Source organism: Methylobacterium sp. J-076 (assembly GCF_022829405.1).
GTDB lineage: Bacteria > Pseudomonadota > Alphaproteobacteria > Rhizobiales > Beijerinckiaceae > Methylobacterium.
In genome coordinates, this window is sequence record NZ_JAKSXW010000039.1 from 1 (window position 1) to 22,053 (window position 22,053).

Genomic DNA, 22,053 nt, shown 5'->3' on the forward strand with positions numbered 1-22,053 from the left:
GAGGAGGCCTACGAGTCCTTCGCCGAACTGCAGCAGCTCTACGAGCGCGACATCCACAACCAGACCGAGCGGCGCTTCATCGTCGCCGCGCCGGACGGCGAGCCGGCGGGCCTGATCGAGCTGGTGGAGATCAACCATCTCCACCGCCGCTGCGAGTTCCAGATCGCCATCCACCCGTCCCCACGCAGATCCTGGCTGTAGGGACGGCCCATGCCCTGCTCCTCATCTGGAGCGCGCACTGAATCAGCTCAACAGCATGGTGTGAACCCCACCCGTCCGATTCAGCCCAAACCGAAAACGCTCTAGACGCTATTTGGATCGTCTTCCGGTAGATCGCCCGTAATGCCTTGGTCGGGCAGTCGCGTGAGGGTCGGCGTGGCGGGGGATCTGGATACCGCAAGCGCCAGTTCACGGCCTTGGATTTTTAAAGGCATACGATGGCTGAACGTGGTCTGCGCGTTTTACGACATGTCTGCGCTCGCCTACTCTCAGACTATGGCCAAGCAGTTCAGCACCCACCTCCGTGCGGCACCAGATCGCCGCATGCTTCGAGCGGATCGCATACGTCCGAAGTTCGATGACCTTGATCAGGTTCGCGTCTTGGCCGCTGTCGAGGCGGACGGCGGGGTGGTGTTGCCGGTGGGTTCGATTGGCACCGTCGTTGCGCGGTGGGCTCACGGAGTAGCCTTCGAGATCGAGTTCACCGCGCCGATCAACGCGCTCGCTACGGTTGAGGCTCGGTTGCTCAAGTTGGTTGAGCGCGGGTCCTCTCATCTATAGGGTCCACCGAACAGGTCGCCTGACGCCTTCCGCCGGAACAGCGTCCGCCAGCGTCGCCGACGATGCTCTGGCTGGTCGTGGATCCTGTGGCAGCGCTGGCAGAACACCGCGAGGTTAGCGTTCGCGTTGTCGGCCGTGTCGTGGTTGCGGTGGGCTGCAGCCAGGACCACCCGCGTCGTCCGCACTGATCGCAGCACCTCGTCCGCCCCAACTGCCAGGAAGGTGATCTAGCCCGCTCCATCGCGCCAGGAACCGGACTGCGTGTCCCACCAGCGGCCATCTCCGAGATGCCAGACGGTTTACCCCGTGCGGACGCGCGCAAGCCTCACAGCGCCCGCCAGCGCGACGGAAGCGGATCGCCGCCGAAAGCTGTGGCCAGTCGATAGGGCAGAAGAAGCGATGCTCGCGCCGGATCGGCATGGAAGCAGGGCGGTGACTGGTCGGAAAGCGTAGCAGTAGGGCATTGCTGTGGATTGCACACCCCTTCCGACATGCGGTGTTCGGGACCTTCGGTGCATGGGCCTGCGCGGGGCGGTCTGACTTAGCCGTTCCTGGCAGTTTACGGAGCTCCAGTTGAAGTGGGGGCAGAAGCGACCGTGGCATCTAGACCAACAGGGAAGGTCAAACCGCTGGCTCGCGTCTGGAGCGAAGCGCCGTGGGTGTCCATGCGACGGCCTGCCATGAGCACCCAGACCGAACCGCCGTCGCTCCACGTACTGACGGCGATGGAGTTGATCGCGGTGGCGCGCCGTGCCCGGGCAGAACGGGCACGGCCAACAGGCGATCCCTCAGTTGGGGCATCCGCGCCTCGCCTCGCCCACCTTGAGTGGCGCCATGGGCGAGGTCGTGCCGGGCCTACCTAATTGGTTCCAGCACGCACCCGACACCGGCAGTGCCTGAGCGCTGTTACTGGATCAGGCGGCCTTTTTGCGACCCTTCGGGGCAGCTGTCACGTCTTCGACCCGTGCCGTATGGCTGCCAGATATCCCAAGGCCGAGAGCCTTCGCGAGGCTGGAACGCTTCTCGCTGTAAGCAGCCGACACCATCGGATAATCGGACGGAAGGCCGAAGCGTTCGCGGTAGGATTTGGGGTCTAGACCGTGCTTGGTCAGGTGCCGATTCAGGGTCTTGTAGGACTTACCGTCGAGGAAGCTGATAAGTCCCTCAGGCTGCACAGACTTGCGGATCTGTGCCGGCGTGATCTTCTCGGCAGGCTCCTCGACGGGCGTGACCGCAGTGCCAGTGCCTAGGCCACTGATGGAGGCATGAATGCTTGCAATCAGGGCGGGGAGATCGGCCGGAGCCACATGGTTGTTGGAGACATAAGCCGCGACGAGGTCGCTGATGAGTTCGATATGCTCGGGGCGCGTCCCCTGAGTTTCGGTAGTCACCTTCGAGATCCTATTCCGCTGCGTTGCAAAGGCACATGGTGCAAAGCACAAAACATGGCAAGTGAGCATTCATACGTACGGAATAGCAATCCCGAAAATTTGAAGTGAGATACCTTCCGTAGCAGATCGATGCGGAGCTACCCAGCTGCACGTTGTGAGCTGCTCGACGAAGTCGTGCTGTCGTCTGCCATTAAGCTCCAGGCGATCTTGGTGGCGCACTGCGTGCAACACGTTGCAAGTCACGGGCATCATGCGACTAAATTGGTCGAGTAGTTCGTACAGCAATGTAGCCCGTGTCCGCTGCTCCCATGGACCTTCTTCGAAGCGGACCAGCTAATCTCAGCTAATCGCCAAGCGTCTACTGTGTCCGATTTTGTGCCCGAAAGCGGAACGGTAAAAGCCCACCCACCTCAGTCATTCAGAGGCCCATACCAGCGAGGCCGGACTTGGCCGTAAGCGGAACGGCCGCTTCGGAGACGGTCGGCCGGAAAAGCGGACGGCCTCCTACCGACCCTCTTCGGTCATCCAGGAGGTCGTCCGAAGGTTCGGTAAGCGGACATAAGACCTGACGTCATCACTATGGTCGCGATCGCCCATGCAGGTTGGTCAACTGCGTGACGAAATGCCGATTGGCATCAGACCGGGGCGACGTCGACGACCCAGGTGACCCCGAAACGGTCCTTGAGCATGCCGTACAGGGGCGACCACGCCGAGGGTCCGAGGGGCTGGAGCACGGTGGCGCCGACGCCGAGGCCAGCCCAATACGCCGTGATCTCGTCCGGGGATGAGCCGCGCAAGGACACGTAGAAGGCGTTCTCGCCGGGATGCCACGGGCGCTCGGGCTGGACGTCGTAGGCCATGATGCGAAAACCGCCCTCGGAGGCGACCTGCCCCCATATGATCTTCCGTGCCTGCTCCGGGTCCGTCACGCCGGCCAGTTCGCCGTAGGTGACGAGGGTGGGCTCGCCGCCGAAGACGGCGGCGTAGAAGGCCAGCGCCTCTCGTGCCTGGCCGTCGAAGTTGAGATGTGTGGTCACCTGCACGGTCATGGTCGTCTCCGCTTCCGGTCGGGGTCGTTGCCAGCCCCATGACCGGACTGTACCAACGCTCACCTGACAGAACCCGGCAGTTGCGCGATGGCGCGGAGCGACCGTCTCTTCCGTCTGCTGCACGCCATGCGCGTGCTGCCGGCACCGCTCACGGCCCGGCGCCTCGCCGAGGAGACGGGCGTGTCGCTCCGCTCCCTGTACCGGGACATCGAAAGCCTGCGCGCGGCCGGGGCTCGGATCGAGGGGGAGCGGGGCTACGGCTATCGGTTGACCGAGGACGTCGCCCTACCGCCCCAGACCTTCGACCGCATGGAGACCGAGGCGCTGGCGATCGGCATGGCCGCAGTCGGTGCCATGGGCGATCCGGACCTTGCGAAGGCCTCGGCCTCGGTGCTGGCCAAGGTCGCCGCCACACTGACCGACGAGCGCGAGCAGTACCTGCTGCATGCCGTATCCAAGGTCTACCGGCCCGAGGCCCGGCATGCCGCAACCCCGGACACGGCCTTGATCCGCGAGGCCTGCTGGCGGGAGGAGAGGCTCACTCTCAACTACACGGACGAGCACGGGGCCGACACGGAGCGCACGATCCTGCCGCTCGCCCTCGTGTACACCGAGCGGCGTTCGGTCGTCCTGGCGTGGTGCCTGCTGCGCGAGGCGTTTCGCATGTTCCGGCTGGACCGCATCAGGGACGCCCGCACCGGCGCCGGCAGCTTCCGCCCGCGACGGGCTTCCCTTCTACGGGCCTATCTCGAACAGCTTAGGCACGAGGAGCCGAGCCCGTCGACCTCGCACGGCCCCCATGACCGGTGAGGCCGCAATCCCGTGGCAGGATCGAACGCTCGCGGGACGTCTGCAACCGGCAGCCCTTCTTGACGACGGTCACGACGCTACGCCCGCCGGAAGACGTCAGTTGCCGGATCCAGTCGGGAAGAGCGGAAATCCGTTCCCGGAGAAGGCCCCGGTGTCGAGCCACAGATATTGGAAGGACCGGCTCCTGAAGAGCCAGTTCTCACCCGACCGCTGCAGCCGGTCGAACGCGATGCAATGGCAGCGGTAGTAGGTCTCGTCAGGCCCTTGCGTGCTCTCATGGATGAACGTGCGTGTGGTGGCCTCGTCCCCGTCGATGTCGATCACGCCGGGCAGCGCGAACTGCACGAAGAACGTCTTGTTGGCGCGCAGCTTGCGGAACAGGGCGACGGTGTCCGCCGGTCCGGTCGCATGGTGCTCCTTCGGCGCCTCGCCGATGATGAACTCGCCTTCGTCCGTCCACAGGCTGTGAAAGCTCTCGTAATCGGCCCTGGTGGCGACGTCGGCGTAGCGGGCGATCACGTTACGGATCATCGCCTCGTCGACGAATTTCTGCAGGCTGGATTGATCCATCGGTTCCCTCCCTCGATCCCGAGCGCTTTGCCGCCACCGAGGGATCCCGGAAGCGGCCGGCTGTCGTCTGCCCAGCGCCGTCGAACATGGCGCCGTCGCTGTCGTCGCTCCCGGTCAGGCGGTGCAGATGCCGGGGATCTCGACCTTCGTGAACAGGTGTGGGCTGATCGTCACGCCCTCGGGGTAGTCGACGAGCTTGGCCTGGAATTCGGGGTTCGAGAAGGCGGACCGGAAGTGGGCCACCGACTGCCACACGGCGTAGTTCAGGAAGACACCGCTCCCCGCGATGCCACGATGCAGCTGCGTGGAGATGAAGCCCGGCTGCGCCTTCATGAGGCCGGCATCACCCGTCCAGACTGCAAGCAGTTTTTCGGCATCGTCCGGGGACACGACGAACGTGTTGATCAGGATCACCGGCCCTTCCTCAGACTTCAATTGATCGCCCAGCGTGACGGCTTGGCCCATCTCGACGAACTTCGGCATCTCAGGTCTCCTTGATCCTAGTGGCGGCCGGAGTGTCGGTGGAACTCGCGATGCGGCGCTGGACTTCGCGCAGCAACTCGCTTGCGGCCTCGATCCGTTCCAGCGGCAGATCGGCCATTAAGGTCTCGGCCCAGCGTCCGTGTCTCTCGCTCGCGTCGCGATAGGCCGCCTCGCCCTTCTCGGTCATCGCGACGAGCATCGCGCGCTTGTGGTGCGGGTTGGGTTCCAGGCGGACGAGGCCGTCCGCCCGCATCTCGTCCACGGAATACTGCACGGCCTGTCGGGCCAGCCCCATGTTGCGGGCGATGTGGGCCACCGGCAGCGGGACGGGGGAGAGGGAGATCGTGCCCAGCACCTGCCAACGCGCACTGGTCAATCCGAGGCCGGCGCCCAGGGCGTTCCCGATGGCGAGCTGGTCGCCGTTGAGCCGGAACACCTCGACCACGAGCCCGACATAGGCCCGACGCAGGCGAGACTTCGGTTCGGCAGGAGCTGAAGGACCATTCGTCATTCATCGAGTGTAGCGCGATGACGGATTTCGTCAACTCGACAAAAATCTTCGTCATTGGCTGCTCGGCATGGTCGTCCACGACCGGGCTTGGACCGATGGAATGACCCGCCGTGGGTTGCTCGCGGGCGTACGCCTAGGCCGTCCGAGGGGCGGAAACCAACCGTTCCCGCCCTCCCAGCCTCGACACCAGGATGGCCCCGGCCGGAACGACCAGGCCGATACGGTCGCACGCAAGGCGTAAGAAAGCTTGGATCTGGGGGCACTCTGAACGGCCGCAACAACAGGATTGCTCTCGGAGAGTCCCTTGGGGTGTCTGCACAGCTGCCAAGGGTCGCGAGCGGGTACGCAGCATGTCTGCTTACCCAAATTCCGTCTCGGAAGCAGACCGACTGTTTCCCACTCAACTCAGCCGTTCAGTGACGCGCACCAACGCGACCAGATCTGGCCGTAAGCGGAACGGCCGCTTCGGAGACGGGCGGCCGGAAAAGCGGACGGCCTCCTACCGACCCAGCCTCGCCGTTGAAGCCATTTCACGGTCTGCCAGTAAGCGGACGCTGGATCAGCGAACGCGACATCACACGCTGCGATGCAGGGTCCGGCCAAAGAGCTCAAGCATTGCGCTCCAGCCCTGCTCGGCTGCAGTAGGGTCGAAGACAGGGAAGTCCGGCATCATCCAGCCATGCGCGGCCGGATACGTCCGCGTTGTGAACCGCACGCCAGCCTCCGTTAGAGCCCCCTCTAGCCGCTCGGCCATTGCGGGCGGGTAGCTGCCATCGTTCTCCGCCGCACCGATGTAGACTTCCGCCTTCAGCTTGGCCGCGAACAGGTGGGGGCTCGTCGGCGCATCGGTCGCAAGATTGCCCCCGTGAAAGCTGGCAGCCGCGGCGAACCGCTCGGGATGGGTTCCCGCTGTGGCCAAGGCCATCCCGCCACCCATACAGAAGCCCACCACCCCGATCCTGAGGCCTTCGATGTCGTCGCGCGTGTCGAGGTAAGCCAGTATGGCCACTGCATCTTCAGCGGCCTTCAAGAGGCTTGTTGTGGCCATCAGCGGCCCGAGGACTGCGCGAAAGTCACCCGCGAACACATCCTTCGGCACGAATGGCCCGTAGGGTCCGTAGCGGTAGAAGAGATCCGGCAACAGGACGATGTAGCCAGCGTCAGCCAGTTGCTGAGCCATGTCGAGCATCGCCGGCCTGATGCCACCTGCGTCCATGTAGAAGAACACCGCCGGCCATGGTCCGCCGCTTGCAGGGGTCACGACGTGTGAAGGGCAAACGCCGTCGCGCGTCCGGATCGTGACTTGCTCGATCGGCATGAGATGCTCCTCAACCGGACATTCGCAGTGTCCGCTTCGAACCCGTTACGACCAGCAGCGGACAGGCAGCAAACCACCCTAAGCCGCCCTTCCGATAACGACCCAATCCGGCCGTATATTTCGGTATCGGCGCCTCCCGAGAGCGGACATTCGTTGGTCATAGGGTACGGCAGTCAGGCAGCGGCGATGCTCGCTTTCAAGGCGGAGACCTCTGCCTTGGCGGCGGTCAGCGCGCGCCGTAGCTCAAGCTGGGTCACGACCTGCGCCGCCAAGGCCTGAAGGCCCTCCGCCTGCTCCTGCGACAGCCCGTCCGGGCGCGGCCGCGTGTCCAGAACGCACAAGGTCCCAAGGGCGAAACCATCCGCCATACGCAGCGGTGCCCCCGCGTAGAACCGCAGGTTCGGCTTGGCCGTCACCAGGGTGTTGTCGCGGGTGCGCATGTCCGCCGTCAGGTCGGGGATGACGAACAAGCCCGGCTGCTGCAGCGCATAGGCGCACACCGATTGGCTCAACGGGGTCTGCGTCGGACCGAACCCGGAACGAGCCTTGAACCACTGGCGGTCCTCGGCCACGAAACTGACCAGCGCCACAGGTGCCGCACAGAGCATGCGGGCCAGCAGCACTACTCCGTCGAACCCCGGTTCACGCGTGGTATCGAGGATGCCGCATGCGTCGAGGGCGGCGAGGCGGTCGGGGTCGGCCACGGGGTGCTGGGGCGGAAACCGGTCCATCACGACGCGACCTTGTATGCCGGAGTGGACGCCTTCGACGTCACCCGTTGCAGGATGCGACCGAGCTGCTCGGCCGAGTAGGGTTTGTGAAGCACCTCGAAACCATGGTCGTCCTCGCGGGCGAGCACGTGGCTGTAGCCCGACGTCAGCACCACGGGCATGGCCGGTAGCCGCTCAAGAAGGGTTTCCGCCAAGGCGACGCCGCCCATTCCCGGCATCACCACGTCCGCAAACACCACGTCGAACCCGCCCCCGTCCAACCCGAACCGATCCAGGGCCTCCTCGGCGGTGGCGGCCCACTCCGTGACGTAGCCCAGATCCTCAAGGATCTGCGTGCAGAACTGCCCGACCTCGACGTTGTCCTCGACCACGAGCACGCGCTGCCCCGCGCCGCCAGGGGAGGTCGCCTGCTTAGCATCCGCGTCCATCGCTCCTGCCGGAAACGCGGCCTCCTGCGGCAAGTAGAGCGTGAACGTGGTGCCCTTGCCGACCACGCTGTCCACGTCCACGTCGCCGCCCGATTGCTTGGCGAAGCCGAATACCTGGCTGAGGCCGAGGCCGGTGCCCTTACCGACCCCCTTGGTGGTGAAGAACGGCTCGAAGATACGTCCGAGCTGATCGGATGCGATGCCAGTGCCCGTGTCGGTGACGGACAGGGCGACGAAGTCGACCTTCGATGCCGCATGGAGCCGGATCTGCGGCTTCGGGGCATCGGCGAACAAGCGCAGCACGAGGCGGCCCTCGCCATCCATCGCGTCACGGGCGTTGACTGCCATGTTGACCAGCGCGGTCTCGAACTGGCTGACGTCGGCACGGGCGTAGCAAGGCTCGTCGGGCACTTCCAGGCTGACGTGGATGCGGGAACCCGTGAGGGTGTCGAGCATGTCGGCGACCCCGCGCAACTTGGCGGCCACGTCGAACACCTCCGGCTTGAGGACCTGGCGCCGGGCGAAGGCGAGAAGCTGGCCCGTCAGCTTGGCGGCCCGGTCCACCGTATCGGATACGGCGTTGAGGTAGCGCTCCTTGCGGACGTCGGGAAGATCCGGACGGCGCAGGAAGTCGACCGACGAGCGGATGATGGTCAGCAGGTTGTTGAAATCGTGCGCCACGCCGCCGGTGAGCTGGCCAACCGCCTCCATCTTCTGGGCTTGACGCAACGCCTCCTCCGCCTGCGCCAATGCTTCAGCTTGCATCTTCTCAATGGTGATGTCCCGTCCCGTCGCATAGGTCATGTCGCCGGCCGGGGCGGCAACCCATGAGACACAGCGGACCGAACCATCCTTGTGCCGGTAGCGGTTCTCAATCCTTGGGAGGCCGCCCCCCGCGGCGAGCTCGTAGGCTTCCGTCGTTTCCCGGTGATCGTCGGGGATGACGAACTCATTGACGTGATGATTGACCAGCTCCTCCTCGCTGTAGCCGAGCACCGTCGTCCAAGCTGGGTTCACGCGCCGGAACGTCCCCTCGAAGTCGATGATGACCATGAGGTCGGGCGAGGTCTCCCACATCCGGTTCCGCTCGGCCGTTCGCTCGGCGACGTGCTGCTCAAGCGTAGCGTTACGCTCATGCAACCGTGCCTCGGCCCGCCTCAGGTCCGTCACGTCGTTGAAAGAGCCCAGCACACGGGGCGTGCGATCGGGGTTCCGGAGAAGGGTGGCGCTGCTATCGATAGAGCGCTGCGACCCATCTGAGTGTACGATGTCGTAGCTGAAGTTGATCGAGTGCTCGGCACCACCGGCATCAGTGGCGTCGAGGAGCGCCATCGCGGCTACGATTTCGGCCTGCACTCGATCCAGATGATCAGGGGCTATGCGCGCGAAAACGTCTGCCGCCCACATCTGTCCCTCTTGCGGCAGATCGAAGATCTCACGGCTCCGGGCATTCAGTTCGAAGGCGCCGGTCGAGACGTCCCACTCGAACGCACCGAGCCTCGCGACCCTGAGTGCCGTCTCCAGCCGGGTCCTCGCCTGTTCGGCGGACCGCTCGGCCGCCTTGCGCCCGGTCATCTCGATTGCGAGGAGCAACACGCCCGCGAAGCCGCCGGTCTCACCCTGGACGGGCGAGAAGCTATAGGTCCAAGCAGTCTCCTCGTCCCTGCCGTGGCGGTGCATGACCAGCGTCAGGTTCTCGATGGCGAAGCCCGCGCCCGTGCGGAGCACCTCCGCCACCTGCGGTCCCAGGACGGGGGCTATGTCGGTCAATGCCTCCGCCATCGGGCGGCCGAGCGCCCACGGGTGTCGGTCGCCAAGTGCCAGGCCGTAGGCATCGTTGTAGAGCAGCAGCTGCTCCGGACCCCAAAAGATCGCGGCGATGCCGGAGGCGTTCAGCACCAGCGAAAGGATCGACCGGAGCGACTGAGGCCACGCCTCGTACGAACCGAGAGCGGTTGCCGACCAATCCGTCTCGCGGACGCGCTGGCCCATCTCTCCGCCGCCGATCAACTGCGGGACCGATGGCGTCGAGGCGGGGTAAGCCTTGGCGTTGCTGCCCATGGCTCAGGCCCGGCTTTCAGGGATCGCCGGTTTGGCACGATCAGCCAAGTCCCGCACCTCGTCCCGCCCAAGGGAGCGCAACGCAGCCCGTACGACCTCACTGGCGCTGGCATAGCGTCCGGATACTAAGCACGCCCGGATCAGGTCGTCCTGCTCCTGGGTGATCGAGACGGTGATGGTTCTGCGCACAGGCATGATCGAACTGTGCCGTGTAAGAGAGAACCTTACAAGTCACGTACCTGTGGCGGTTGTAAAATCCAGAGAGCGGACCTTCCGGCCGTCTGCAATGGATCGTGAACGGGCGCGGCGGCGATGTCCGTTTTCGCCCATTGCGGCCCGAAAGCCGACTAGCGGAAATCCACCCGACCCGGTCGTTAAGCGGACGGACGGTTCCCGACCCCAAGCGGCCATTCGGCCTTCGACCCAAGACAGTCATTATGACCCGGATCTGTCGCGCTCGATAGCAGACATCCCCCAGAAGCCCTGACGGATGCTGCTGGCGATGCCGCTCAGGACAGGTTTGAGAGCCAGTCGCAGAAGGCGCGGACTGCGGCCTGATCGGCGAGGGCTTCTGGGACGTAGGTATGGTAGCAACGAGCCGGCAAAGTTGGGCCATCGAACGGCAGAATCAGCCGGCCTGCCGCGACGTCGTCAGCGATTAATCGCTCCGGTCCCATCGCCACACCGAGCCCGTCGAGCGCCGCCTGAAGCGTCAGATAGAAGTGCTCCAGCGTCACAGAGGCCTGGGGGTTCAAGTGGGGGACGCCCGCTGCCTGCAGCCAGTGCGGCCAGACCTCAGGCATGGTCGCCGAGTGCAGGAGCGTGTGCCCGATGAGGTCCCCCGGCTCCGCCAGCGGCCCGTGCTGCCGCAAGATTGGGCTGCAGACGGGAATGCGCCGCTCGGTCAGGAATTGCCGCCCGACGAAGCCCGGCCGGGCGTCCGGTCCGCCCCGGATCGCGATGTCGAATGGCTCGACGATCCGGGCGAGCGGCACGTTGGAGGTCGTCAGCCGGATCTCGATGGTGGGATTGGCGCGCTGAAACAGGGAGAGGCGCGGGATCAGCCAGCGCAGCGTGAACGTCGCCAACGCGTTCACGTGCAAAATTTGCGTACGTCCGCGCTCGACCTGCCTGGCGGTGGCCAGCGCCATGCGGTCGAGGGCCGCGCCGATCTCGGGGAGGTAGCTCCGTCCCGCCTCGGTCAGGACCACGCGCCGGTTGTGTCGTTCAAACAGCGGAGTTCCAAGCCACGCCTCCAGCGTCTGCACGTGTCGACTGACCGCCCCATGGGTGACGCGTAGCTCCTCCGCCGCCAGGGTAAAGCTGGCATGCCGGCCAGCGGCCTCGAAGGCCTTCAACGCGTTGAGCGGCGGCAGACGGCGGTGCATGCGTCAGCTTTCCTCACATGCGCGTCAGCATAAGGCGTTTGTGGCGATGCGGGGAGGGGGTTCATCCTCCCGGCCATGCTCACCCCTCCCCAGACACCCCCGGCAGCGGTCCTCAGCTCGGAAACCGACTCCGGCCGGTCAGCCAAACGCTCACTGATCGTGGTCGGCCTCAATCACGCCCTCCACGATGGCTACACCGACATGATCTACGTGCTGCTGCCGGTCTGGCAGGCGGAGTTCGGGCTCGGCTACATCGCCCTCGCGGTACTGCGCTCACTCTATGTCGGGGCGCTGGCCGGGCTGCAGATGCCGGCGACTGCGCTCGCCCGCCGGTTCGGCGTGCGCACCGTGCTCACCCTCGGGACAGTGCTCGGCGCGGGGGGCTACGGCCTCGCCGGCGCCTCGGGCGGCCTCGTCGGTCTTTGTATCGCCCTGGTCTTGTCAGGGGCAGGCAGCAGCACGCAGCACCCGCTCGCCTCCGCCGTCATTGCCCGCGCCTACGGGACCGCCTCGCGCGGCCCCCTCGGCACCTACAACTTCACAGGAGATCTCGGGAAGGCGGCCCTTCCGCCCCTCGTCGGCTTCCTCCTCGTCCACGCCGATTGGCGGCCGGTCCTTTGGCTGATGGCCGGCGGCGGCTTCGCCGTCGCGCTCGTCGTCAACCTCCTGCTCCCGCGCGAACCCGCCGCGCAAGCGGACCGCCCGGTCAGGGCGGTCGCTGCGGCGGGCGGGGTGCATCACGGAGGGAGACCGGGCTTCGGCCTCCTCGTGGCCATCGGCATGCTCGATAACGCCGCACGCCCGGCCTTCCTCATCTACCTGCCGTTCCTGCTACAAGCGAAGGGGGCGGGGCTGTCGCTCGTGGGCGTCGCCTTCGCCCTAGTCGCCGTTGGCGGCGCACTCGGCAAGACCGCCTTCGGCCGGCTCGGCGAGCGGATCGGCGTGACGCGCTGCGTGATCGCGACGGAGATCGGAACAGCCAGCGCGATCCTGTCCGTCGTCGCCTTGCCGCTGACCCCCGCCCTCGTCGTGTTGCCGCTGCTCGGCCTCATGCTGAACGGCACATCGTCCGTTCTGTACGGGACGGTTCCGGACCTCGCGCCCGGCGGACAGGTCGAGCGGGCCTTCGCCGTCTTCTACACGTGCACGCTCGGGGGCAGCGCGCTGGCGACGCCGCTGCTCTACGGTCCCCTCGGCGATGCCGTTGGGCCGCACTGGGCGTCGATGGCGGCCGCCGCCACGGCGCTGGGAGTCGTCCCGCTGATGCTCGCCCTGGCGCCCCGGCTCGAGTTCCAGAACCCTACCCCAACGAGACCCCTGACATGACGACGATCGCCGGGCGCTGCCATTGCGGCGCGGTCCGCTTCGATGTGACCCTCAGCGACGGATTGTCGCTCGATCCGCCGCTGCACCTGCTCCTTCTGCCGGATGCGCGGGGCCGTCGTCGTCATGGCGGAGGCGGGCGGGATCTCGATCCGTGAGGGCGAGGAGGCACTGACGAGCTATCGCTTCCACACCCGGTCCGCACAGCACTTCTTCTGTTCCCGCTGCGGGATCTACACGCATCACCAACGGCGTTCGGATCAGGCCCTCTTTGCCGTCAACGTAGCCTGCCTGGACGGTGTGAGCCCGTTCGATTTTCCCGAGGTGCCTGTGATGGATGGCGTCAACCATACGGGTGACACCGGTCAGCCGACGCGCCGGGCCGGCACGTTGTGGTACGACTCGGCCGAGTGACCCGTCGGCGGCGCACCTATCGCGGAACTGTACTGGGACACGATTATTATCCCGGCTAACGTTTCCGTTTCCGTCCGTGGAAGAGAGCGCAGCATGCTGGGGTGGTTCCGCGCGCTGATGCCGAAGGAGGATCGGTTCTTCGATCTCTTCGAACGACATGCTGCGACACTGGTCGATGGTGCGGCGGCCCTTCGAAGCCTTCTCGACGGCACACAGGAACTCGCACAGGCCTGCGAGGCCATCGCCATGCATGAGGACATGGCCGACGCTATCACACACGAGGCCCTCCAAACGGTTCGGCGAACCTTTATCACACCGTTCGACCGCAGCGACATCCAGAAGCTCGTCGGCTCCCTCGACGATGCCATCGACCAGATGCTCAAGATGGCCAAGGCGGTCCGCCTCTTCGAGGTCACACGCTTCGAGCCCGAGATGCGTGAGATGGGCGTCGTCATTCAGGAGGCCGCCTCGGTGATCTCCGAGGCTCTGCCGAAGCTGCGCTCTCTCAACGAGAACGCGACCGCCCTGAATGCCCTGACCGAACGTGTCATCCAGTTGGAGGGCCGCGCGGACGATCTGCACGAGGCTGGCCTTAAGGCGCTGTTCCGGGCCTCTCGCCAGGATCCCATGGCTTTCGTCGTAGGGTCCGAACTCTACGATCACTTAGAAAAGGTCATGGACCGGTTCGAGGACGTCGCGAACGAGATCAGCAGTATCGTGGTCGAGCACGTTTGAGCCGCCGCCGTGACACTCCTGATCTGCCTCATCGCCGTCGCACTGTTCTTCGACTTCTTGAACGGTTTGCACGACGCAGCGAACTCGATCGCGACCATCGTCTCGACGCGGGTGCTGGCCCCCCGCTACGCCGTCTTCTGGGCGGCCTTCTTCAACTTCATCGCCTTCCTGGTTTTCGGGCTACACGTGGCCGGGACGGTCGGCTCCGGCATCGTGGATGTCGCGGTGGTAGACGACCGGGTCATCCTTGGAGCGCTCGGCGGCGCCATCAGCTGGAACCTGCTGACGTGGTACCTCGGCATCCCGTCCTCCAGCTCGCACGCGCTCATCGGCGGGTTGCTCGGTGCCGGCATCGCCAAGGCGGGTCTCGGGGCGGTGGTCTGGCCGGGAGTCCTCACGACCAGTGCGGCCATCGTACTCTCGCCAGCCCTGGGCTTCGCGTTGGCACTGCTCCTCGTGCTGATTGTGTCCTGGCTGTTCGTCCGGTCCACGCCGGCTGCGGTGGATGGGACGTTCCGAAAGCTTCAAGTCGTCTCCGCTTCGCTCTACTCCCTCGGGCATGGCGGTAACGATGCGCAGAAGACGATGGGCATCATCGCCGTGCTCCTCTACGCCCACGGGCAAGAGAGTGGCACATTCCATGTACCGCTCTGGGTTGTCCTGTCTTGCCAGTCCGCCATGGCGCTCGGCACGCTGCTCGGCGGCTGGCGCATCGTGCACACGATGGGTTCGAAGATCACGCGACTATCGCCGGTGCAAGGCTTCTGCGCTGAGACCGGCGGAGCGCTCACCCTTTTCGCTGCGACGGCATTTGGGATCCCGGTTTCGACCACCCATACCATCACGGGGGCGATCATCGGTGTTGGGGCAGCGCGTAGGGTCTCCGCGGTGCGGTGGAACGTGGCGCAGGGCATTGTCGTGGCCTGGGTAATCACGATGCCCGCCGCGGCCCTGGTGGGGGCGTTGGTCTACGCTCTCTCCGGGTTCGTCCTCTCGTAAGACATTCCGGGGCGCTCAGACCAAGCGGATCTGACCGGGCGGGAGGCTAAGTTGCCGCGCGAGGTTGCGCGATAGGCTGCCGACGATCTCGACCTTCGTGGCATCCGTCGCCAGAGCGGCGACCTGCGCGACAGCGAGGTCCGCTGACACGTCCATGACCGCATAGACGCGTACGGGCTGTCGCTCCTGATGCACGGCGATCAAGTACGCCGTGCGCTTTCCCTTTTGCTCAATTTTCGCTTTGGCGGAGGCGAGCTTCGCGGCCTTGCTCATCAGTCCTTGTCGGGCTTCTCTTTGGTGATGGTGCCCGTCTTGGAATCGACGTGGAACTCCATTTTCACGTCATTCTTCAGACCTTCGCCTTCCCAATGGCCGTCATCGGCCTCCAACTCGGTGATGCTGGAGTAGCCCGCCGCCATCAACGTCTGCTTCACCTGCTCGGCCAGGATCCAATCTGCCCCCGGCTTGTCTTTCTTCGCCCAGGCGGGGCCGATCAGGCCGAGGGCAAGAGCCAGGATGAGCAGTGCGCGCATCACAGATTTCATTAGCCGCCTCTCCATCTGCCGTGTTGAACAACGACCACCGTGGAGGGCGGTTGCGTGGCCAAGTCATTGGGATGGCTACAGATCGCCTTCGACGTTCTCGACACAGGCCACGCCGGAGCATTCCCGCAGGCCCAGGGCAATTTCAGCTACCGACGACGCGACAGGCGCGCGAACGAGATCAGTATCTCGTCCTGCGCCGGGTCGGCAGCGCGCTGCACAACGAACTGGCAGATGCGCGAGGCCTGCAGCCCGGCGATTTCCTGCACGGTGTCGAACATGACGGTTCCCGGTTCGACGAGCGGACCGGGTTCGACCCGAAGGCCGACATGCGTTCGGGCTTCCCGCGCTTCAGCCCCGAGAGCCTAGCGGCCAACCGGCCCATCGTGGCGTTCCTGGCCGAGTTCGCCACCAGGAAAGGCGCGACGCCGTCCCAGGTCGCCCTGGCATGGTTGCTGGCTCAGAAGCCCTTCGTCGTGCCGATCCCCGGCACCCGCAACGCCGCACACCTCGCGGAGAACCTCGGCGCGACTAAGATCGTACTGACCTCGGACGACCTGCACGAGATCGACGTCGTCCTGGCCAGGCACCCGTTCCTGGGCGGCCGGATGAATGCCGAGCAGATGCAGCAGGTTGAGCCCTCACCCGAGTTTCCATTGTCGCCCCTCCTGAGAGTGGACGTTCCCAAGGCACGCATTGGGTCGTGGACGGGCGCGACGACAGTGTCTACTTTTACCAACACCTGCTCGAAAGTAGACCGTCGCAAATCCACCCTGGGCGACCCTACCCGGTCGTTCAGATTACAAAATTAGATGCTCCGAAGCGGACGTTGAGATAGCTTCAACGTCTACGTACTGAACCATCCTCGCCCTCTGCTAGACCGTGATGTCCCTTAGCCTTTCGGCTAGGCTCGCCAATGCCAGGTCGCCACAATTGAGGATTTGGCTGGCACCGCGAAGCTTGCTCCGGTCGTCCGCCGAGAACTCCCGGCCCGTCAATACGAGCACTGGGATGTCCGCACAGCCGGGCACAGCCCGAACGCCTTCGAGGAAGCCGAAGCCGTCCATAACGGGCATGTTCAGGTCGATGATCACCACGTCCGGCTTGATATCGGCCACTTGCTGCAGGCCCTCCTCACCGTTAGAGGCCTCCAAGACCAACCAACCGTCCTCCTCTAGGGTGGAGCGCATCGCCATGCGGGTCATGGCCTCGTCCTCGACTAGGAGTACGGTGCCGCGCCGGTCCGGCTCCGCGAGCCTGAACTGATTCACGATCTTGCCGAACCGAGCCCAGTTGACCGGCTTCAGCATGTAGTCCGAGGCGCCGAGGGACGCCGCCAGCTTGCGTTGGTCGACTGATGTCACCATCACGACCGGGATCGGAGCTAGCATCGCGTCCGACTTGATCTGGCTCAACACCGACCAGCCGTCCACGCCCGGCATCATCACGTCCAGCAGGATGGCTCGTGGCCTCAGCTCCCGGGCAAGGTCGAGTCCACTCCTGCCGTTCGTGGCCGTCCGTACCCGGAAGCCCTCGCGATGGAGGAACCGCGTCGTGAGGGCGAGCTGATCCGTATCGTCGTCGATGACCAGAATGATGTCGCCCTCTGCCCCGCCATCGCCGATGACGTCTGGATCGGGCAAGGCCTGCTCGTCGACGGATGGAACATAGATCGCCGGCATAGTGAACGTGAAGGTGCTGCCCTGGCCGGGCACGCTGGATACCGTAATGGTCCCGAAAAGGATGTCGGCGAAGGCACGCGTGAGCGAAAGACCAAGCCCGGTCCCGCCAAAATTGCGCGTCGTGGAGGCGTCAGCCTGCTCGAAACGGCGAAACAGGCGCGATACCTGTTCGGCCGTCATGCCTATTCCGGTGTCCGAGACGGAGAACGATAGCTGGTTGCCACCCGAGGCGTCCGCGATGCGGGAGGCGGCAACCGTGATGGTCCCCTTGTCTGTGAACTTGGCCGCGTTGCTCAGGAAGTTGAACAGCACCTGTCGCGTCTTTGTCAGATCGGAATGCATCCGGCCCAGCCCAGGGGCGAATTGCACCTCCAGTGTGTTGCCCTTCTTACCGACCAGGGTTGCGACCGAACCTGCGACGTCGCGGAGCATGTCTTCCACCGAGAAATCCTCGGCGTAGACCTCCATCTTACCACTCTCTACCTTCGACAGGTCCAGCACATCGTTGATGAGCCCGAGCAGATGACGGGCGTTGCGCTCGACCTTGCCAATGTCGGCCACAAGGTCCGACGCATCGCAGCCGTCCGCGATCTCCTCACCCATCATCTCGCTGTAGCCGATGATGGCGGAAAGCGGCGTGCGGAGTTCATGGCTCATGTTCGCGAGAAAATCGCTCTTTGCCGCATTGGCTTGCTCGGCCGCTTCCTTGGCGGCCTCCGCCGCAGCATTGGCGCTCGTCAATGCCGCCTCCCTGTCGACGAGGACGTGGTTCGCTGCGTTAAGCCGCTCCAGGGTGGCTTCGTTTTGCACGACGGACCGGCGCAGCGTGTGGCAGATCCACACCATGGTCGCGCCGACCGTCGCGTATTGGCACAGCAGGGCGACGTCGACACTGTCGAGCATCCCATCGCGCGTGTAGAACCACGCGGCGATCAGAGTGGACAATGACAGTGCCAACGTCCCGGCACGCCAGCCGAAAGTAAGGGTGACAACCAGCAGGACCGGAATGTACAGCAGAAACGGTGCGACATGTGCCGGGGCCATGAACCGGACGAACGTCATGGCGCCGACCAGCAGCAGCGTGACACCGTAATCCGTGACCAGCGAATGACGTCGGCGGGCGATCGACCCGATCAATTTGTGCAAGCTGTTCATGGAGGGGGAGTGTCACGACCCGGATGCGTTGGAAAGCGACCGGTTCGCGTCGCTGCTTCGTATCCGACGTCCGATTTGCATATCAGCCTTTCGGAAGCAGACCGGCCGAAGTCCACCCTGAGCGGCCATCCCGCTTCCGACCCCAAGCGGCCATTCCGCCTTCGACCCAACCCAGTCGTTCGAGTTCGCCTTCGCGATGCTCCGGAGCGGACGTCAATCGACCCACCCCGGAAGCGGCGGACATCCGCAAGTCGCCCGATATGGCCCCGAAGGCTTTACGCCCGCTATAGAGCATGGGCAACAAGGATGGTTTCCAGCATCGGCTAGCCTTGCGCGAGATATCAGGCGCGGCCTCCGCTGCCTTGGCGCGATGTCCTGAACAAAGCAATAACACCGGGCGGCGAAATCGGGCTCTGCAGTCTGCCCAGCCAAAAAGCTACAGACGAATGTGCGCTGAATGCTTCAGGGGTGACGCCAACGCTCGTCGATCATTCATTCCCATCGGATCGCCCAGCGACGTGGCTCAAGCCTGCTCCCTTCTCAACCCCGCGCTGGATTGCATTGCGTATCTCCAAAGCCTGTCCCGTCCATCCATCTTGCATTACTTAATTTTAATCCAATGTACATGCAGATTGCAGTAGATGACGCTATTGTTGCGACACGAGACAACCGGATCGAAGCAATCGACATCCCGAGTTTCGTGCTCTGATGGAGACGGACAATGGCTTATCGCAGACCCATGGCTGCAGCGCTCGTGCTCACGACGATCCTCGGCGGCACCGCCCTTGCCGCCGAACAAGCTGCACAGCAGAGCACCCCACAGACGAGCATGATCGACAAGGATGTCGGCAAGCTGTCGAAGGATGGGGCGCAGGGCTACAGAGATCTTCAGCTGACGCGCCTCGCCATCTTCGAAGCGAACCCCGCCCAAGCCAAGGACATGATCGCGAAGGCGCAGGCCGCCTTCGCCAAGGCGAAGACCGACGATGCTCAGTTCACTAAAGCCGAGGCCGATCTGAAGACGCCGGCCGATCTCGCCGGCCACAAGGGGGCGATGAAGGCCGCGACGCCTGAGGCCAAGCCGGCGTCGAAGGAGCAGGTCGCCTGGGTACCCGTCGACGCGCAACTGACGCTGGGGGACGACTTCGTGGCCACACCGGAGAAGGCCTCCGCGGTCACCGAAGCGAACAAGAACCTCGCGCACGGGGACCAGAAGGGCGCCCTGGAGAAGCTCAAGCTCGCCCATGTCGATGTCGATTTCACGATGGCGGTTTTGCCGCTGAACAAGACCATCTCGGATGTCGATCAGGCGGCGACGCTGATCAATCAGGGCAAATATTACGAGGCCAACGCCGTCCTGAAGACCGCCCAGGACGCGGTGCGCTTCGACATGATCGACGCCGTCGCGGTGCCGCAGCAGGCGGGGGCCGCGAACGCGACCTCGTCGCAGACGACCGGCTCCACCGCCGCCGGGAAGGCCAACAAGTAACTAACCCTGGACTTGAATAAGGCCGCAGCGGATGACGCCATGACGAGCCGGGAACCCGGCGGCGCTCCACCGAGCCGGCCCACCTTCCCCCCGCTGCGGCCCGCCGTAGCGGGGTGGGCAGACGCCTGAGGCGATGGCGTAACCCGCAAGTCTTGCGGGCTAAAATCTTCTCGGAATTGTCATCCACAATGACAGGCTCGTGATCGCGGGCCCGGGAACGGAATATTTTGCAAGAACTTCGTGCTCTGTCAAAAACGCTGGAGAAACGACCATGAACAACAAGACGACGGGCGCTGCCCTGTGTGCCGCCTTCCTCCTGGCGGCGGCGCCGGCCATGGCTGCCCCCAAGGAGATGTCTCAGGGCAAGCGTGACGAGATGTCGGCGAAGGACACCAAGAGCCAGATCACTGCCCAGCAGAAGGAAAACAAGGAAGCCAACAAGAATGTCGATAGCCTGATCAAGAACAGGAAGTAGGCGGGCGACCCACGCCTCGATCGCCTCACAGTTCACCCCGCCAGCCTCTTGGGCACCTTTAGTGCGGCGCCCGGGACGATGACGGGCATGGACTTGCGCAAAGCGCGCCTCAGGGGGGTGGGCGCCGACGACGGCATCCGCCTCTCGAAACCTTGCTCACCCTTTCCTTCGCCGAACTTCAGGAGAGCCCCATGCGAGCCATCTGGTTGTGCGCGCCCATCCTCGCCCTCGCGGTGGCCACCCCGGCCCTCGCGCAGCAGGCCGACCTTGGAGGCCCCGGCACGGTCGTTCCCGGGACCGGCCCCGGGACGAACGTCCACGGCGCGACCCCCGGCCCACTCATGGAAGCGGCCAATGCCGAGGATGCCGCCAAGCGACAGAACCTGAAGCCGGCGACATTCCTGGCCTCCAAGATGATTGGCGTCGAGGTCCGCAACACCGCAGGCGGGCGCGTCGGGACGATCGAGGATCTGCTGGTCACGGGCGGCACTGTGAAGGCGGTCGTGATCGACGTCACGCGCTTCCTCGGCCTGGACGACAAGCGCATCGCGGTGGAGCCAGGGGCTTTGGTCCTCCGGCCGGGCGGGGATCGGTTCACGGCGGTTCTCGACATGGGCACGGACGCGATCTCGGACGCCGAGCCCTTCAACCCCGCTAAGGCTCTCGCAGCGCGCTGAGCGATGGGGCTTGCCCAGCGGCCAGCGCGAAGGGGGCGTATCAGCGACCCCGAGTGAGGATGCATGGATCATACGGCGTTGCTGCTCTCGCGGATCCAATTCGCCTTCACGGTCTCGTTCCACATCATCTTTCCAGCCTTCACGGTCGGGCTGGCAGCGTGGCTCGCCTTCCTGCAATTCCGGGCGATGGCCTCGGGCCAGCCGCTCTACGACCGCCTGTTCGACTTCTGGCTAAAAATCTTTGCCGTCGCCTTCGGCCTCGGCGTGGTCTCCGGCATCGTCATGGCGTTCCAGTTCGGCACCAACTGGAGCGAACTCGCCCGGCGGACCGGCCCGATCCAGGGCCCGCTCCTGGGCTATGAGAGCTTCACCGCCTTCGCCCTCGAAGCCTCGTTCTTCGGGGTGCTGATGTTCGGCCGCGCCCGCGTGTCGCGGTGGTTCTATTTGTTCGCCTGCCTGATGGTCTGCTTCGGCACGAGCCTCTCATCCTTCTGGATCCTGGTGAACAACTCGTGGATGCAACATCCGGTGGGCTTCACGATGCAGCCTAATGGCCTGTTCGTGCCCACCGACTGGTTCGGGATCCTGTTCAACTCCGTGGTCTGGGTACGCTTCCCGCACATGCTCCTGGCCGCCTACGTCACCACGAGCTTCTGCGTGGCGGCGACCGGGGCGTGGTACATGCTGCGCGGCACCGACCTGCCCGAGGCACGGGCGATGGTCCGCATGGGGCTCGGCCTCGCCGCGATTCTGGTGCCGCTACAACTGTTCTTCGGCCATCTGACTGGCGATTACGTCGTCCGGCACCAGCCTTCCAAGATCGCCGCCATCGAGGGCCATTGGGAGAGCCGCGCCCCGGCCGGGGAGATCCTGTTCGCGTGGCCCGACGAGGCCCGAGAGACGAACCGGTTCGTCATCGCCCTGCCTCCTCCTGCGGGCAGCCTGATCGACGACGGGACGCCCACCGGCAAGGTGATCGGCCTCAAGGCCATCCCGAAGGCCGACCGACCGCCGGTCCTGATCCCGTTCTTCGCCTTCCGGA

Annotated in this window: 24 protein-coding genes and 3 pseudogenes; 11 read left to right on the top strand and 16 right to left on the bottom strand. The window is 64.8% G+C overall.

Going from position 1 to position 22,053, the window contains the following annotated elements; translation table 11 throughout:
* Nucleotides 1–180 (top strand): annotated as a pseudogene (locus tag MKK53_RS03025) (spermidine acetyltransferase); the annotation flags it as partial.
* 228 nt (nucleotides 181–408) lie between these two features.
* Here the strand turns inward: MKK53_RS03025 and MKK53_RS03030 are convergent.
* From MKK53_RS03030 to MKK53_RS03045, 4 genes and pseudogenes are all read right to left on the bottom strand, one after another.
* Complete coding sequence (locus MKK53_RS03030) at nucleotides 409–774, bottom strand: hypothetical protein (RefSeq protein WP_243926787.1); 366 nt, start codon at nucleotides 772–774, stop codon at nucleotides 409–411.
* Nucleotides 771–1,200, bottom strand: a pseudogene (locus MKK53_RS03035) (hypothetical protein). The gene MKK53_RS03030 and the pseudogene MKK53_RS03035 overlap by 4 nt, the downstream one beginning before the upstream one ends.
* Nucleotides 1,201–1,694: 494 nt before the next feature.
* Complete coding sequence (locus MKK53_RS03040) at nucleotides 1,695–2,171, bottom strand: MucR family transcriptional regulator (RefSeq protein WP_243926789.1); 477 nt, start codon at nucleotides 2,169–2,171, stop codon at nucleotides 1,695–1,697.
* Between the two features lie 635 nt (nucleotides 2,172–2,806).
* Nucleotides 2,807–3,220 carry a VOC family protein gene (locus MKK53_RS03045; protein ID WP_243926791.1) on the bottom strand — a complete coding sequence of 138 codons (414 nt, stop codon included), beginning with the start codon at nucleotides 3,218–3,220 and terminating at the stop codon, nucleotides 2,807–2,809.
* Nucleotides 3,221–3,307: 87 nt separating this feature from the next.
* Here MKK53_RS03045 and MKK53_RS03050 point away from each other — a divergent pair, with 87 nt between their 5' ends.
* Nucleotides 3,308–4,030, top strand: a complete 723-nt coding sequence (locus tag MKK53_RS03050; protein ID WP_243926793.1) for a helix-turn-helix transcriptional regulator — start codon at nucleotides 3,308–3,310, stop codon at nucleotides 4,028–4,030.
* A gap of 96 nt (nucleotides 4,031–4,126) precedes the next feature.
* Here MKK53_RS03050 and MKK53_RS03055 read toward each other — a convergent pair whose 3' ends face one another.
* The 8 genes from MKK53_RS03055 to gcvA all read right to left on the bottom strand — a co-directional run bounded on the left by MKK53_RS03055 (nucleotide 4,127) and on the right by gcvA (nucleotide 11,520).
* Entirely contained in the window at nucleotides 4,127–4,600 is a 474-nt protein-coding gene (locus MKK53_RS03055; protein ID WP_243926795.1) for a nuclear transport factor 2 family protein, read from the bottom strand.
* Nucleotides 4,601–4,714: 114 nt separating this feature from the next.
* Complete coding sequence (locus MKK53_RS03060; protein ID WP_243926797.1) at nucleotides 4,715–5,083, bottom strand: antibiotic biosynthesis monooxygenase family protein; 369 nt, start codon at nucleotides 5,081–5,083, stop codon at nucleotides 4,715–4,717.
* Nucleotide 5,084: 1 nt separating this feature from the next.
* Entirely contained in the window at nucleotides 5,085–5,594 is a 510-nt protein-coding gene (locus tag MKK53_RS03065) for a MarR family winged helix-turn-helix transcriptional regulator (RefSeq protein ID WP_243926799.1), read from the bottom strand.
* A gap of 574 nt (nucleotides 5,595–6,168) precedes the next feature.
* Nucleotides 6,169–6,912 (bottom strand): dienelactone hydrolase family protein, encoded by a 744-nt coding sequence (locus tag MKK53_RS03070; protein WP_243926801.1) that lies wholly within the window; start codon nucleotides 6,910–6,912, stop codon nucleotides 6,169–6,171.
* A 173-nt stretch (nucleotides 6,913–7,085) separates the two neighbouring features.
* Complete coding sequence (locus tag MKK53_RS03075; RefSeq protein WP_243926802.1) at nucleotides 7,086–7,643, bottom strand: GAF domain-containing protein; 558 nt, start codon at nucleotides 7,641–7,643, stop codon at nucleotides 7,086–7,088.
* The gene (locus MKK53_RS03080) at nucleotides 7,643–10,132 is read right to left on the bottom strand and encodes a PAS domain-containing sensor histidine kinase (protein ID WP_243926805.1); all 2,490 of its coding nucleotides are present in this window, start codon (nucleotides 10,130–10,132) and stop codon (nucleotides 7,643–7,645) included. The genes MKK53_RS03075 and MKK53_RS03080 overlap by 1 nt, the downstream gene beginning before the upstream one ends.
* Nucleotides 10,133–10,135: 3 nt before the next feature.
* On the bottom strand, nucleotides 10,136–10,327 hold the full coding sequence (locus MKK53_RS03085) for a type II toxin-antitoxin system ParD family antitoxin (RefSeq protein ID WP_243926807.1): 192 nt from the start codon (nucleotides 10,325–10,327) through the stop codon (nucleotides 10,136–10,138).
* 314 nt (nucleotides 10,328–10,641) lie between these two features.
* Nucleotides 10,642–11,520 carry a transcriptional regulator GcvA gene (gene gcvA / locus MKK53_RS03090; RefSeq protein ID WP_243926810.1) on the bottom strand — a complete coding sequence of 293 codons (879 nt, stop codon included), beginning with the start codon at nucleotides 11,518–11,520 and terminating at the stop codon, nucleotides 10,642–10,644.
* Between the two features lie 159 nt (nucleotides 11,521–11,679).
* On the opposite strand from gcvA, the gene MKK53_RS03095 reads away from it, so the two are divergent.
* From MKK53_RS03095 to MKK53_RS03110, 4 genes and pseudogenes are all read left to right on the top strand, one after another.
* Complete coding sequence (locus MKK53_RS03095; RefSeq protein WP_243926812.1) at nucleotides 11,680–12,846, top strand: MFS transporter; 1,167 nt, start codon at nucleotides 11,680–11,682, stop codon at nucleotides 12,844–12,846.
* Nucleotides 12,843–13,257, top strand: a pseudogene (locus MKK53_RS03100) (GFA family protein). Before MKK53_RS03095 ends, MKK53_RS03100 begins: the two are co-directional and overlap by 4 nt.
* 93 nt (nucleotides 13,258–13,350) lie before the next feature.
* Entirely contained in the window at nucleotides 13,351–13,992 is a 642-nt protein-coding gene (locus tag MKK53_RS03105; protein WP_243926814.1) for a DUF47 domain-containing protein, read from the top strand.
* Between the two features lie 9 nt (nucleotides 13,993–14,001).
* Nucleotides 14,002–14,991 (top strand): inorganic phosphate transporter, encoded by a 990-nt coding sequence (locus tag MKK53_RS03110; protein ID WP_243926816.1) that lies wholly within the window; start codon nucleotides 14,002–14,004, stop codon nucleotides 14,989–14,991.
* A 15-nt stretch (nucleotides 14,992–15,006) separates the two neighbouring features.
* Here MKK53_RS03110 and MKK53_RS03115 read toward each other — a convergent pair whose 3' ends face one another.
* From MKK53_RS03115 to MKK53_RS25310, 3 genes are all read right to left on the bottom strand, one after another.
* Nucleotides 15,007–15,264, bottom strand: a complete 258-nt coding sequence (locus MKK53_RS03115; protein WP_243926818.1) for a hypothetical protein — start codon at nucleotides 15,262–15,264, stop codon at nucleotides 15,007–15,009.
* On the bottom strand, nucleotides 15,264–15,524 hold the full coding sequence (locus tag MKK53_RS03120) for a PepSY domain-containing protein (protein ID WP_243926820.1): 261 nt from the start codon (nucleotides 15,522–15,524) through the stop codon (nucleotides 15,264–15,266). Before MKK53_RS03120 ends, MKK53_RS03115 begins: the two co-directional genes overlap by 1 nt.
* Before the next feature lie 158 nt (nucleotides 15,525–15,682).
* The gene (locus tag MKK53_RS25310; RefSeq protein WP_279598787.1) at nucleotides 15,683–15,814 is read right to left on the bottom strand and encodes a hypothetical protein; all 132 of its coding nucleotides are present in this window, start codon (nucleotides 15,812–15,814) and stop codon (nucleotides 15,683–15,685) included.
* A gap of 48 nt (nucleotides 15,815–15,862) precedes the next feature.
* On the opposite strand from MKK53_RS25310, the gene MKK53_RS03125 reads away from it, so the two are divergent.
* A complete protein-coding gene (locus tag MKK53_RS03125) occupies nucleotides 15,863–16,345 on the top strand; it encodes an aldo/keto reductase (protein WP_243926822.1) in 483 nt (160 codons plus the stop codon).
* Nucleotides 16,346–16,408: 63 nt separating this feature from the next.
* Here MKK53_RS03125 and MKK53_RS03130 read toward each other — a convergent pair whose 3' ends face one another.
* Nucleotides 16,409–18,370, bottom strand: a complete 1,962-nt coding sequence (locus MKK53_RS03130; protein ID WP_243926824.1) for a response regulator — start codon at nucleotides 18,368–18,370, stop codon at nucleotides 16,409–16,411.
* A gap of 739 nt (nucleotides 18,371–19,109) precedes the next feature.
* Between MKK53_RS03130 and MKK53_RS03135 the strand changes: the two genes are divergently transcribed.
* From MKK53_RS03135 to MKK53_RS03150, 4 genes are all read left to right on the top strand, one after another.
* Nucleotides 19,110–19,859, top strand: coding sequence for a YfdX family protein (locus MKK53_RS03135; RefSeq protein WP_243926826.1), 750 nt, complete (start codon nucleotides 19,110–19,112; stop codon nucleotides 19,857–19,859).
* Between the two features lie 271 nt (nucleotides 19,860–20,130).
* On the top strand, nucleotides 20,131–20,334 hold the full coding sequence (locus tag MKK53_RS03140) for a hypothetical protein (RefSeq protein WP_243926828.1): 204 nt from the start codon (nucleotides 20,131–20,133) through the stop codon (nucleotides 20,332–20,334).
* A gap of 152 nt (nucleotides 20,335–20,486) precedes the next feature.
* Nucleotides 20,487–21,011, top strand: coding sequence for a PRC-barrel domain-containing protein (locus MKK53_RS03145; protein WP_243926831.1), 525 nt, complete (start codon nucleotides 20,487–20,489; stop codon nucleotides 21,009–21,011).
* Nucleotides 21,012–21,074: 63 nt separating this feature from the next.
* A partial coding sequence (locus MKK53_RS03150) for a cytochrome ubiquinol oxidase subunit I (RefSeq protein WP_243926833.1) occupies nucleotides 21,075–22,053 on the top strand: 979 nt, incomplete at its 3' end.

Bases quoted from the DNA above. Each gene is read 5' to 3' on its own strand.
- MKK53_RS03065 (WP_243926799.1), bottom strand. From the start codon at position 5,594: ATGACGAATGGTCCTTCAGCTCCTGCCGAACCGAAGTCTCGCCTGCGT.
- MKK53_RS03080 (WP_243926805.1), bottom strand. From the start codon at position 10,132: ATGGGCAGCAACGCCAAGGCTTACCCCGCCTCGACGCCATCGGTCCCG.
- MKK53_RS03120 (WP_243926820.1), bottom strand. From the start codon at position 15,524: ATGCGCGCACTGCTCATCCTGGCTCTTGCCCTCGGCCTGATCGGCCCC.
- MKK53_RS03055 (WP_243926795.1), bottom strand. From the start codon at position 4,600: ATGGATCAATCCAGCCTGCAGAAATTCGTCGACGAGGCGATGATCCGT.
- MKK53_RS03130 (WP_243926824.1), bottom strand. From the start codon at position 18,370: ATGAACAGCTTGCACAAATTGATCGGGTCGATCGCCCGCCGACGTCAT.
- MKK53_RS03115 (WP_243926818.1), bottom strand. From the start codon at position 15,264: ATGAGCAAGGCCGCGAAGCTCGCCTCCGCCAAAGCGAAAATTGAGCAA.
- MKK53_RS03075 (WP_243926802.1), bottom strand. From the start codon at position 7,643: ATGGACCGGTTTCCGCCCCAGCACCCCGTGGCCGACCCCGACCGCCTC.
- MKK53_RS03125 (WP_243926822.1), top strand. From the start codon at position 15,863: ATGCGTTCGGGCTTCCCGCGCTTCAGCCCCGAGAGCCTAGCGGCCAAC.
- MKK53_RS03045 (WP_243926791.1), bottom strand. From the start codon at position 3,220: ATGACCGTGCAGGTGACCACACATCTCAACTTCGACGGCCAGGCACGA.
- MKK53_RS03140 (WP_243926828.1), top strand. From the start codon at position 20,131: ATGAACAACAAGACGACGGGCGCTGCCCTGTGTGCCGCCTTCCTCCTG.
- MKK53_RS03030 (WP_243926787.1), bottom strand. From the start codon at position 774: ATGAGAGGACCCGCGCTCAACCAACTTGAGCAACCGAGCCTCAACCGT.
- MKK53_RS03050 (WP_243926793.1), top strand. From the start codon at position 3,308: ATGGCGCGGAGCGACCGTCTCTTCCGTCTGCTGCACGCCATGCGCGTG.
- MKK53_RS25310 (WP_279598787.1), bottom strand. From the start codon at position 15,814: ATGTTCGACACCGTGCAGGAAATCGCCGGGCTGCAGGCCTCGCGCATC.
- MKK53_RS03105 (WP_243926814.1), top strand. From the start codon at position 13,351: ATGCTGGGGTGGTTCCGCGCGCTGATGCCGAAGGAGGATCGGTTCTTC.
- MKK53_RS03070 (WP_243926801.1), bottom strand. From the start codon at position 6,912: ATGCCGATCGAGCAAGTCACGATCCGGACGCGCGACGGCGTTTGCCCT.
- gcvA (WP_243926810.1), bottom strand. From the start codon at position 11,520: ATGCACCGCCGTCTGCCGCCGCTCAACGCGTTGAAGGCCTTCGAGGCC.
- MKK53_RS03060 (WP_243926797.1), bottom strand. From the start codon at position 5,083: ATGCCGAAGTTCGTCGAGATGGGCCAAGCCGTCACGCTGGGCGATCAA.
- MKK53_RS03085 (WP_243926807.1), bottom strand. From the start codon at position 10,327: ATGCCTGTGCGCAGAACCATCACCGTCTCGATCACCCAGGAGCAGGAC.
- MKK53_RS03135 (WP_243926826.1), top strand. From the start codon at position 19,110: ATGGCTGCAGCGCTCGTGCTCACGACGATCCTCGGCGGCACCGCCCTT.